This window comes from Pontibacter pudoricolor, assembly GCF_010092985.1.
Lineage (GTDB): Bacteria > Bacteroidota > Bacteroidia > Cytophagales > Hymenobacteraceae > Pontibacter > Pontibacter pudoricolor.
In genome coordinates this window covers 3456610-3468502 of the sequence record NZ_CP048106.1, presented here as the reverse complement: position 1 = coordinate 3468502, position 11893 = coordinate 3456610, and the positions used below count along the sequence as shown (strand labels likewise).

Here is an 11893-nt window from a genome sequence, read left to right as displayed (position 1 = left end):
GTCAGGAATTTATAGTTTGGATAAGAAAGTATAGAAACAAAGAAGCCTGACTCATTTCTGAATCAGGCTTCTTCCAGGTAGCGGAAACAGCATCGTTTATGCCTCTGAAATCCTATATTAACTTACAACTTCAGATGTTGCAAACTCTTCCATTCTTGTGATAAGGTCATTTTCTATAGTGTACACCTGAACCCATTTTTGCTTCAGTTCTTTTCCTGAACTTTTTACCTTCTGATGTTCCTGACCTAGAACGACTACTTTGTTATCTTCAACTATAAATTGCTGAGGCTCAAAACTGATAATCTCTGTGTTATTGAGAATGCCACTGATGAATGAGCGAGCACCTTCCTTTCCTTCATAAGTACCTTTAGGGATAATTTGAGTGCCGTGGTAAATCCAAACCGTATCATCGGAAACGGTACCTACAAATTTATCTACATCACCTTCGCCAAAGGCAGTGAACATTTTCTCTACTACTGATCTTGCTGAATTTTTCATTTTTATTTTCTTTATTGATTGATACTGATGCAAAACTACGCCCTTGAAAGTTTACAAATGGTATGCGTTTCCCTTTTGAAACTAGTTCCCTTTAGGAAACTATAGGTTATTCTGTATCTTCGTAAAAGCATCAAAAAGCAACCTTAAAGATGAAAAAACAGGCCTACCTTAATACTACGGCGAGCTGCAATTCCCGAATCACGGCCATCCGGGATACGATGGAAATTCTGTCTGGCAAGTGGAAGTTTCATATTCTTGGTACTTTGTTACAAAGTGATAAAATGCGTTTCATGGATTTAATTCGGGAAGTGGAAGGAATAGGTGCAAAAATGCTGTCAAAGGAACTGCAGGATTTAGAGATGAATCATTTAGTGTCGCGCACAGTCCTGAACACCAAACCCATTACTGTGGAATATAAAATAACTGAGTATGGCAAAACCCTCGAGCCGATTATTAATGAAATTGCGAACTGGGGTGTAGAATACCGAAAGTCAATCTACGGAGCAGCGAAATAGGAGTGGCTTAGACATCAGCTTTATAGTCTATAAATGTCTTTTAGATCGCCACTGACTATAGGTTTAAGGAATGACCGGCAGGTATATTGTTATTTAAGGCAGATAACTAAAGCTAATCGCCGAATAGAGTAAAGTGCTCTTGGTGCCATGCCGTAAAACAAAAAAGCCTGACTCATTTCTGAGTCAGGCTTCTCTTTAGGTAGACCAACTAGCCCAGCAATCGAACTTTTTAGAAGAAGATATTGCTGCCTTAGAGGCTTTCTACCATCAGACCGGCTACACCTCCACTAGCCACCCTAAGTCATCTCCTAAATCTAAAAAGAAATAGAGATGGCTGACAAACACCCCTATTTACAAGACTCAGCAAACACAGGAGGCTCAAAGCAACCTGCTGTAAGACCAGGTATCAAAACTATCCTGACTGCTGAAGTGCGCTACGATAAGCGCCTGAGCTCAACTGCCAAGATTATTTACTCTGAAATAATAGGCCTTGCTAAAAAGCATAAAAAATGCTGGGCTACCAATGCACACTTTGCTAAAAAGTTTGGTGTAGATCCTAAAACTATTTCCCGGAGCATCACCGCCCTTGCCAAAATCGGTTATATCCGGGTTGAAATCAATCAAGAGGAAGGAAATAAAAGAAGCATTTTTCTGTGTGAGGATACCCCAGAATTGTCTATACCTATGGACACTAATGGTTCTACCTCGGGACAAAATGGACCAGAGAATACGGCTTCACTCCTTATATATAAAAAGAATATTAAAAATAAGGATGATAGAGAAGGGTATTCTCAAGCCAGAAAAAATTCTGAAAAATTTTCTTTAAGTCATTTTGAATCAAAGTGGCCTAATCAGGAACAAGTAGAGAATTATATGCAAACCCTAAAGCTGCCTTGGCTTAGCAAGAAAGAAGGCAAAGAGGCCCAGTCATTTGTAGATTATTATTCCGCTTTAGGCTGGCAAATGAAAGCCGGCCCTATTCTAGATTGGCAGGCAGCAGTTAGAAACTGGTTAAATAAAACAAATAGCAATTTCCAAAATTCAAATACTAACACAAATGAACACAGCACGATCAATAAGAGAGATAACAGATGGATGGGCTTCTCTAGCTACCACAGCACCGACAGAAGTAAAGAATACGGCGGCAAGTTATAGCATTGCTCCTCAATGGTCTACAGAAACAATCCTAGCTTACTTCATACAGACCATGCAGTGTGTTAATTGGCCAAAAGAGATAAGAGATAAACTTATTAAATTTAACTGGCATCGCGATATATTAGAAAAAATTGCCGCCTATGCTGCAAAAGATATAGAAGCCATGCAAAAGCTAAATATAAACCCCCAAAAAGGTCTTTTATTGATGGGACCTGTTGGTTGTGGAAAAACTGAGATCATATTGATGCTCAAGAAGTTTATAAAGCCTGGCATTAAGGAGGAATATGTTTATGATATAATGATGAACTGTAGTGAAAAGGGCGAAAGAGCACTTAGCCCATACCGATTTGGACCTATTTTTTCACAATCAGGTAAACCAATTGATTGTTTATTTGATGACTTAGGGGTAGACCCTCCAATTACTCACTTTGGCAGAAAGATTATTGTTGGCCAAGAACTAATTTATATACGTCATCTATTTTTTAAAAAGACAGGTGCTAAAAGCCATTTCACTACTAACCTAAATGTGGAAGAACTGACAGAATATTATAAGGATATTTCTAGGTCTAGACTTAGAGAAATGTGTAATGTTATTCAGTTTCCAAAAGATGCCCCAGATCTTAGGCATTAGAAATCATAGTATCAGGCGAGAAATTTCTCAATAGGTATTTTACATAATGCCTGTTATAAGAATGTTGCCACTTTGGCACTTATTGCCTCAAATTTAAGATGATAGAGAGTCATCTCTTACATAAGCAAACAAGTCCTTTATCATATTCTTGAAGCTTCCGGCCTTGCTTGCCGCGGCGTTTTACGCCCTCAAATTTAATGTCAAAGCTGGTTTTCAATATAGCAAAACCTTACTTTCTTTCAGTGAACTCCTTATTAAAACAAATTCAAATACATAAGAGCTGGAGTTAAAGAAAACACAGCCTGTTAGTCCCTACCGAACTAAAACAAATCTCATATATATAATATGGATTATATATTAAAATATTCTATACCTTTATTAGAAGATATGTTCATTGGTAATTACTAGCCAAAGAGCTTATAACAAGTGTTCTTTCCTGCGGTAGGAGCCTACGTGAAAACAGACATAATCGCATGAAAACTAACATTATAAAGAAGCTGTTGCTGGCTTCTTTTACAGTGCTTTTTATAGCCCCTTCTTCTCTGCAAGCGCAGCAGACGCCAAGTGAAGGTGAAAAAGCTACCTCTCTGCCCGTAACAAAGGTAATTCCAAAATCCCCTGAAGCAGCTGCCCTTGGAAAGTATGGGGAAATTCCGGTGGGGCTGTATACCGGTGTTCCCAATATAGCCATCCCAATTCACGAAATTCAACTGAAGGACCTGTCCATCCCAGTCTCGCTCAACTACCATGCATCAGGCGTGCGGGTAGACGAACTGGCCAGCAATGTAGGACTTGGTTGGAGCTTGTCGGCAGGAGGGGTGGTGAGTGCGATGACCAATGGGCTCAACGACTTTGCCCCGGCCGGGTGGGTGAACACAACACAGAAAACACCGCAGGACCGTCCCATCAGCAAGACCTTCAGCCTCTCTTCCGCGTCCCCCTATTACCAGGACCCGGATTATCTGCTAAATGACGCCGCTACAAAAAACTATTCCGATACCCAACCGGACCTGTTCTCCTTTTCGGCACCAGGCCTGAGCGGCAAGTTCTTTTATGACCAGCAGGGTAACTGCAGGATAATGCCCTACCAGGACATTGACGTCAGCTACCACAAGCCATCTGCGGATGCTTCCTTCCCTGAATACTTCATCATCACGGACGGGAAAGGCAACCGCTTCAAGTATGCTGAACGGGAACAGGTGACCACAACATCTGTTAACTCCTGCGCGTCGAGCGCTCCTTCGAGCGGAGAGGCCCTGATCACCTCCGCCTCCTTTTACCTGAGCCAAATCAACACGGCAAAAGGAGAGACCGTCACGTTCTCCTACGAGTCAGCGCCGAATCAATTCCAGAACCAAATCTCGCAGACGCGCTATACGCGGCTTTCTGATACCGGTGGGTGCCCTCTCTACCTGCCTGCCTGCACGGAAAGCAGCACCTCTTCCTCAGACGGCATACGCATAAAGCAAATTTATGCCAGCACGGGGGAGCGGGTCGTGTTTCACTATGAAACAGACAGGTTGGATCTGCCGGGCACCAAGCAACTGGACCGGGTTGAAGTAACCCATACCGGTAGCCCCGGCCGTGTAAAACAATTTCTTTTGGCATATGATTACTACAGGTCCGGACCAGCGGGCAGCACCAATCCATTGGACAACAGGCTCAGGCTGCTAAGTGTAGAAGAGGTAGGTAAACCGGCTTATGCCTTCACTTACGAGCCTACGCCTCTTCCACCACGCCTGTCCATGAGGCAGGACCATTGGGGGTATTTCAACGGCTCTTCTAATTCTACCTTGCTGCGTAAGGCACCTGCTGCCGGTTTCCCTGAAGGGGCAGACCGTGAGCCTAACCCTGCCGCCATGAAGGCCGGAGTGCTGACACGGATCGACTACCCCACCGATGGCTACACTGTCTTTGCCTATAAACCCAATGACCACTACGTGGAAAAGTACGTGCTGCGCGTTGGTGACGGTAGGATTAGCGCCACGGGCACCATGGACCAGTACGAACAGGTAACATCCTTTACCGTTCCTGTACATGCGCTGAATATGCGCGCTACCTGGGACACGGGCACGGACGGAATCAACGTCTTGGGGTACTCCACCATCCGGGTTACTGGACCGAACGGGTACTCCAGGAACTTTACTGGCAGGAGCCTTTCGGAGGTACCTGTGAGTGGCATGGTACCGGGCGCTACCTACAACATCACGGTCACGCGTCCGGATGAGAGCGACTCCACGTTTATGGGCATAATCAACTTTACCTGGGACAGGAATGAGTTTTTTCAGGGGAATGTGTACGCCGGTGGGTTACGCGTAAGCAGCATGTCCGATTACCCGCTGGCAGGGGATCCGCTGGTGTGGCACTATGAGTATACCTCGGCCAGCGACCCTACCAGGTCCAGCGGGGAGGTGATGTTCCAGCCCACCTACGAATACCTGCATTACACCGAGAACCAGAGCTCCGACGGGGCGTTTTATGAGTGTACTTATAATGCGCAGGTTTCTTCCAGCATGATGCCGCTTTCCTCGGTGGAAGGGGGAAATGTAGCTTACAGGAGCGTGATTACCTACGTGGGGGACAAAAGAAACGGCTACACGCTGAACGAGTTTTTCACCGGAGGGGCTACCTCCGGGTTTGTGTCTTTCCCTTTCCCGCCCAAAGTCACCAACCACTGGCTTAACGGCCTGCCAATTCGGACCACCCACTACCGCTATGACAGTACGCTTGATACCTACCTGCCGGTTCGGGCAGAAAGCAGGGAATACAAAACGGCTATTGATACGAGTCTCCTCAACGAGTACCGGGTGCGGGGCGCCAAGATCGCCGTGCTGAAGCCCGAGCGGATCTCCATGCTGGGAGAGCCGCAGCTCTCGCAGCAGCGGGCCACGGAGTTTGCCATTGAATACTACTACCTGTCAGCCTCCTGGCCCCACCTGGATAAGGTAGTCACAACCGAGTTCGACCAGGCAGGGATCGCCTCCATTGCCACGGAAACGCGCTATTTTTACGATAACTCGACACATGGGCTGGTGACACGGACGGAAACCAACGACAGCAAAGGCAGCTTGATAGAGCAAGAGTACAAGTACGTTCTGGATATGAACCAGACAGAAGGGAGCGTTTACGCTGAGATGGCAGCCAGGCGCAGACACCACTACCTGGTGGAAGAGGAGCTGTCCGTGGAAGGAGTGATGCAAACAAAGCAATTGACCAGTTATGCCAAGTTTGGCACCGATACCTATGAGCCGGCAAGCATTTCTATGGAGGCGGGATCAGGTCCTCTGGTGGTGCAGGCAATATTCCACGATTATGATGCTAAGTCGAACCTGCTACAGGTTTCAAAGCCCAGAGGACCCCGCGTAAGTTACAGATGGGACCAGCGGGGTACAAGACCCGTAGCAGAATGTGTCAACGCCCTGAAAACTGAGTTTTTCTATGAAAGTTTCGAGGATTCTGCCACAGGCACTGAAGGGGGAGCACGCACCGGGTGGCGCCATTCCGGTGGCGCTTACACCGTCACCTGGGCCCCGCCCAACAGCAGGGACTATGTCATCAGCTACTGGTACAGATCAGGCGGGGTGTGGCACTTCCAGGAAGAGGCACCTTATACTCAGAACTCATTAACCCTGACAGGGGGGATGCCTATGACGAGGTGCGCATCCACCCAACGGATGCGCACCTGACCACTTATACCTATGACTATATGGCCGGCATCACCAGCATCACCGACGCCAACGGCCGCACCACCTTTTACGAGTACGACCTCCTGGGCAGGCTTTCTGCTGTCCTGGACCATGAGAGGCATATTCTCAAGAAGCATGAGTATATCTACCAAAACCAGCCACCGAACTGATGAGCATACCACTTGTTAAGCCTATGCCCTGGAATCGGGGCTACCTGAGAGGGATGATACTGACCCTGGCCACGTTGACTGCTTTTCTTGCCTGCACCGGTGCCCTGGCGCAGCGCCTGCCCATCGGAGAGGGGATGGCTGCCTCCATCAGCGGCCCATCCAGCGTGTGCGTGGGGCAGACCTATACTTATTACGCCATCGTGCATAACGGGAGCTGCAGCTCCCACTCCTGGGCAGTATCTGGTGGTACCTATACGGCGAGCGGCACAATGGTGACGGTGACCTGGACAAGTACCACGGGCACCGTCACGCTCAGCAGCTCCAACTGTACCGACTCCAATGGCCTGTCCGGGAGTGTACAGAGCGTTTCCAAGAGCGTGACTGGCACTACCATGCCGGTAGCCACCGTGTCTCCTGCAGGCCCTGTGACCATCTGCGAAGGCGGGAGCGTGGAGTTAAAGGCCGCTGTTGGTACGGGCTACACCTACCAATGGTACAGGAACAACAGCCAGCTTCCCGGCTCCACCGGCCCCACCCTGCAGGCTACGCTGGCCGGCTCCTATAAAGTGACGGTGACGAACTCATCCGGCTCCTGCGCTGCCACATCGGCAGCGGTGTCGGTCGCGGTGCAGGCATTGCCACCCGGTTCTTCTATGGTAAACTATATTGACGCTGGCGTACTGAACGCCTGCGGGGAGGTAAAGTCGTTTAGCAGGGATAACAGTCCCCAAAACTGCTTTGGCAATACTTATGGGCAACCTTCGGACGATGTCTTCTACCGTTTCTCGCTCACAAGCCCTGCTGAGGTCAGTGTCTCCACCTGCGGCTCCGCCCTGGAAGATACCTACCTGCACCTGCTGGATACCACGGGCAACTTGTTGGCAGACAGTGATGATGCCGGGCCCCTATGCCCAGGTAACCAGGCTTCCCTAACCCGCACGCTGCCGACCGGGGACTACTATGTGGTGGCCGAAGGATGGAACACCAACAGCGGTTCCATTACCACAACCATTAGCACGTCTCAGGCACCACTCACCATCAGCCCTGCCACAGCTGAGCTCGTGGAAGAAGAAGTTGTGCTTTTGACAGCCAGTGGTGCTGCTACAGACGCTTATATATGGTCACCTGCTGCGGGGCTGAGTGCCACCACAGGGCAGTCAGTGGAGGCTTCACCGGTGGTGACCACAACCTATACGGTCACGCGTACCACGGCGGCTGGCTGCGTGAGCACGGCGCAGGTGACTGTATCCCTGGCCCGGCAGATGAACCGTGTCATTGCCACCACCCTCACGGCCCCATTCACGAGCGTACCTGACCTGAAGACATTGTCAAAGGATGAATGGCAGCAGCATATCACTTACCTGGATGGGCTAGGCAGGGCGGTACAGCAGGTGCAACGGCATGCCAGCCCCCAGCAGCGGGATATTGTGACACCGATCGCTTACGATCCGGTGGGCCGCCAGCACAAAGCGTACCTCCCATACGTTGCCGGCAGCGGGAGCGGCCTTTACAGAGCCGATGCTTTTACAGCGGTAAAGGACTTTTACCTTGCCACGGGAGACAGGGTGGCTAATGACACAGTGCCCTATGCCAGAACCATTTACGAGCGTTCGCCCCTGAGCCGCGTAATAGAACAGGGAGCTGCCGGGGAGGCCTGGCGCCCGGGAGCAGGGCATGCCATAAAAATTTCAGAGCGGGCCAACCTGACAGACGAATTGCGGGTCTGGCTCTACGACCCCGCTTCCGGGACAGTTTCTTCCCCTGGCTATTATGAGTCTAACGAGTTGTATGTAAGCGAGACACGGGACGAACACGAGGCCCTCGTAGTGGAGTACAAAGACAAGCAGGGACGCACAGTAGCCAGAAAAGTGCAGGAAGCCGCTTCCGTTACGGGCTCTGAACTGACGGAGGGCTTTATGCTCACCCAATACATCTATGACGAGAGAGGACAGTTGCGGCTGGTGATCCAGCCTGAAGGCTACCGCACCCTCTTGAATGAATTTGATCCCATACCTTCTGTTATTACGCTTGACGATACTTTCCTGAAAAACTGGTGTTTCCGTTACCGCTACGATCACCGCAACCGCCTGATTGAAAAACAAGTGCCGGGTGCCGGTGCCGTAGAGATGGTTTATAACAACTTAGACCAGGTGGTGCTAACCCGCGATGCCAACCAAGTGACGGACAATAAATGGACTTTTGTCAAATATGACGTGCTGGGAAGGCCGGTCATGACAGGAGAGGTCACAGATGGCAGGGCTCGGGCCACTGTGCAGGCTGAGCTTGATGCTGAGACAGTATATTTCGAGGTTGATGCGCCTGGCACAGCGATTGGCTATACCCTCACTAACGCCTACCCACGCAACGTGCCGGAGGCGGACCTGCTCTCTGTCACTTACTACGACAAATACACCTATGCCGCCCTTGCTACTTATGGATTTGGAGGTGATGCTACAAAAAGAGCAACTGCTGTGCGGGGGCAGGTAACCGGAACCAGGGTAAGACAAATGGACGGTATTCAGAAGGGGGACTGGCTTACTTCGGTTACTTACTACGACAAAGAGTACCGCCTGCTCGAGAGTGTATCCGACAACCATTTAGGGGGCAGAGACCGCGTGGCCAACGTATATGACTTCAGCGGCAAGGTGCTCGAGACCACGCTCACGCACAGGGAGGGCACTGCGTATGCCCAGACGGTGAGGAACTTCTTTGGCTACGACCACATGGGCAGGCTCACCACCACGGAGCAGCAGATGAACAGCGAGGCCAGGGTACTGCTGGCCAAGCAGGAGTACAACGAGCTGGCGCAATTGGTAGACAAGAAGCTGCACGCCACGAACTATGACCACACCACCCGGCAGGGCAGCTTCCTGCAGAGTGTGGACTACCGCTACAATATCCGCGGCTGGCTCACCTCCATCAACAACAGCACGCTCTCGGTAGATAGTAAGAACGACGAGAGCGAAGACTTTTTCGGCATGGAGCTCTCTTACAACCAGGTGAGCGGCAGGGTTTACAGGTCAGGCGAGATAAGCACGGGCGCTACAATTGCTGCCACCGGCTTCTACAACGGCAACATCTCGGAGATGGTATGGAAGAGCTACACAGACAATGTGCAGCGTGCCTACAGTTACGACTATGACAAGGCCAGCCGCATCACCAAGGCCAGCTACCATACGACAGCTACCAACGGGGAGAACTATGCCTTGTGGGGCATGGAGTACGATTCAAACGGCAATATCCGTTCCCTGAACCGCAACGGCCTGGTTTCGGAGGGGAGTGGCGAAAAGACCTACAAGAAGATCGATCAGCTCCTCTACCACTATGCTGAAACAAAGGGAAACCAGCTCCAGGGCGTAGACGACAGTGGCCAGGTCACATCAAGCAGGCATGACTTTGCCGACAAGAACAATAGCAAGTACGCCGAGGTGGGAGCTGAGTACAGCTACGATGCCAACGGTAACATGGTCTCAGACCTTAATAAAGGCATCACCAGCGTGCTCTACAACCACCTGAACCTGCCCTACAAAATCGAGTTTGGCGGCAGCGCCAACCGCATCGAGTATACCTATACGGCAGCAGGCGTGAAGCTGGCAAAGAAAGTCTACGAGAACGGCACGCTCACCAAGACGACCGACTACGTCTCGGGCTTTGTGTATGAGAACGGCCAGCCCGTGTTTGCGCATACGGCTGAGGGCAGGGTGCTTTACCAGCCAGGCCAGGTGCGGGTATGGAGATATGAGTACCACCTTAAGGACCACTTGGGTAACCTGCGCCTCACCTTCGGCGAGGGCGAGACCAGTACCCAGCTGCTCACCATGGAAGCTGCGAACGCCGAGACAGAAGAGCAGGCGTTCGAGCGGGTGCCCCAGAGCCGGGGCAGGGACCGCGTGCATGCCCGTACCGGCGAGCACATGGCCCGCCTCAATGCCGGGAAGGGACTTCTGCTGGGGCCTTCCAAGAGGCTGGAAGTGAAGAAAGGCGACAAGCTGGAGGTGGAGGTCTTCGGCCATTACCTCCAGGAGACAAAGGACAACTGGCTTTACACAATAGCTGCCTTCCTGCTGGGGAATGCCAGCATGAAGGCTATTGACCAGATGCCACAGGACGGGGTAAAACCTAAGACATCAGGCAAGTTCCCGCTGCTCTCGGTGGGCATCGCCTTTGCACCACAGGTCAAGCAGCGCCTCAGAGGGGTACCGGCAGCCTACGTGAAATATGTTGCCTATGATACGGCAGGTGCGTATCTTGGGAGCGAGTACCGGCTCATCACTAGACAGGCGCAGAACAACTGGCAGCAGCTCTGGCTTGAGCACCGGGCCGAGCAGGACGGTTACGTGGAGGTGTTCCTGGCCAACGAGAGCGCGGAGGACGTGTACTTCGATGACATGAGTATCTCCTCAACGAGCCTGAATGTGCAGGAGAACCACTACGACCCGTGGGGCCTGAACCTGGCAGGTATTGAGCAGCAGGGAGCGCCCGATCACAAGTTCCAATACAATGGCAAGGAACGTCAGACAGAGCTGGGGCTAAACTGGATGGACTATGGGGCCAGGATGTATGATGCCCAATTAGGAAGGTGGCATGTAGTAGATCCACTAGCAGACCAGATGCGCAGGCATTCACCCTATAACTATGCCTTCGATAACCCTATCAGGTTCATTGATCCAGATGGGATGGCGCCTTGGATTCCTGGTACTGATGGCAAAGCGGTTTCCTATAAAGTAAGTCAAGGAGGGGAGATCGTTTGGTCACAAAATGCAACGGAAGATACCAAGAGGTTAGGTACATCGATGTTAAGAAGTGAAACCGGAACAACCCAACTAAATGCAATGATCAATTCTGATCAAAGAATAGAAATTCAAATCTCTAAAGAAGCTAAAGTTATTGATAATGGTGATGGAACTACATCTTTTCGTTTAGGAGGAACAAAACCAATTTATAATTCGGATACAGGTGAAAGAACAGGGTCTATAGTTACAGTATATGAGGGCACTTTTGAAGCATACTTGAACCACTCTGGAACTTCTGAAAAAAAGGAACAATATAAGAATATTAGCCCTGAAGCTCGAATTGGAGGAGTAGGAACTCATGAATCAGAACATGCTGTCAATGTGGAAAATGTTAATTTAAGCAAAACAGATAGAGAAGTAGTTCCAAATAAATTAGAGAATAAATATTTAAAGGAAGTACAGCCTCTTGAATTGCTAAAGACGAGAGATATAACACTTTGATTTT

At 50.1% G+C, this 11893-nt stretch carries 7 protein-coding genes; 6 read left to right on the top strand and 1 reads right to left on the bottom strand.

From position 1 onward, the window contains the following. Positions 1-117 precede the first annotated feature (117 nt). On the bottom strand, positions 118-498 hold the full coding sequence (locus GSQ66_RS15090) for a nuclear transport factor 2 family protein (protein WP_162428223.1): 381 nt from the start codon (positions 496-498) through the stop codon (positions 118-120). Positions 499-647: 149 nt separating this feature from the next. On the opposite strand from GSQ66_RS15090, the gene GSQ66_RS15085 reads away from it, so the two are divergent. The 6 genes from GSQ66_RS15085 (at position 648) to GSQ66_RS18840 (ending at position 11889) form a co-directional block, all read left to right on the top strand. Next, a complete protein-coding gene (locus GSQ66_RS15085; RefSeq protein WP_162428222.1) occupies positions 648-1013 on the top strand; it encodes a winged helix-turn-helix transcriptional regulator in 366 nt (121 codons plus the stop codon). Between the two features lie 330 nt (positions 1014-1343). After that, positions 1344-2168: a helix-turn-helix domain-containing protein gene (locus tag GSQ66_RS15080; protein WP_162428221.1), complete on the top strand. Its 825-nt coding sequence runs from the start codon at positions 1344-1346 to the stop codon at positions 2166-2168. Then, positions 2071-2799 carry a P-loop NTPase family protein gene (locus tag GSQ66_RS15075; protein ID WP_162428220.1) on the top strand — a complete coding sequence of 243 codons (729 nt, stop codon included), beginning with the start codon at positions 2071-2073 and terminating at the stop codon, positions 2797-2799. Before GSQ66_RS15080 ends, GSQ66_RS15075 begins: the two co-directional genes overlap by 98 nt. Positions 2800-3272: 473 nt before the next feature. Further along, positions 3273-6485, top strand: a complete 3213-nt coding sequence (locus tag GSQ66_RS15070) for an RHS repeat domain-containing protein (protein WP_162428219.1) — start codon at positions 3273-3275, stop codon at positions 6483-6485. 20 nt (positions 6486-6505) lie between these two features. Then, on the top strand, positions 6506-6655 hold the full coding sequence (locus GSQ66_RS15065; RefSeq protein WP_162428218.1) for an RHS repeat domain-containing protein: 150 nt from the start codon (positions 6506-6508) through the stop codon (positions 6653-6655). A gap of 23 nt (positions 6656-6678) precedes the next feature. Next, positions 6679-11889 (top strand): DUF6443 domain-containing protein, encoded by a 5211-nt coding sequence (locus GSQ66_RS18840; protein ID WP_202923364.1) that lies wholly within the window; start codon positions 6679-6681, stop codon positions 11887-11889. Positions 11890-11893: the final 4 nt, after the last annotated feature.

Bases quoted from the DNA above. Each gene is read 5' to 3' on its own strand.
- GSQ66_RS15090 (WP_162428223.1), bottom strand. From the start codon at position 498: ATGAAAAATTCAGCAAGATCAGTAGTAGAGAAAATGTTCACTGCCTTT.
- GSQ66_RS15085 (WP_162428222.1), top strand. From the start codon at position 648: ATGAAAAAACAGGCCTACCTTAATACTACGGCGAGCTGCAATTCCCGA.
- GSQ66_RS15080 (WP_162428221.1), top strand. From the start codon at position 1,344: ATGGCTGACAAACACCCCTATTTACAAGACTCAGCAAACACAGGAGGC.
- GSQ66_RS15075 (WP_162428220.1), top strand. From the start codon at position 2,071: ATGAACACAGCACGATCAATAAGAGAGATAACAGATGGATGGGCTTCT.
- GSQ66_RS15070 (WP_162428219.1), top strand. From the start codon at position 3,273: ATGAAAACTAACATTATAAAGAAGCTGTTGCTGGCTTCTTTTACAGTG.
- GSQ66_RS15065 (WP_162428218.1), top strand. From the start codon at position 6,506: ATGGCCGGCATCACCAGCATCACCGACGCCAACGGCCGCACCACCTTT.
- GSQ66_RS18840 (WP_202923364.1), top strand. From the start codon at position 6,679: ATGCCCTGGAATCGGGGCTACCTGAGAGGGATGATACTGACCCTGGCC.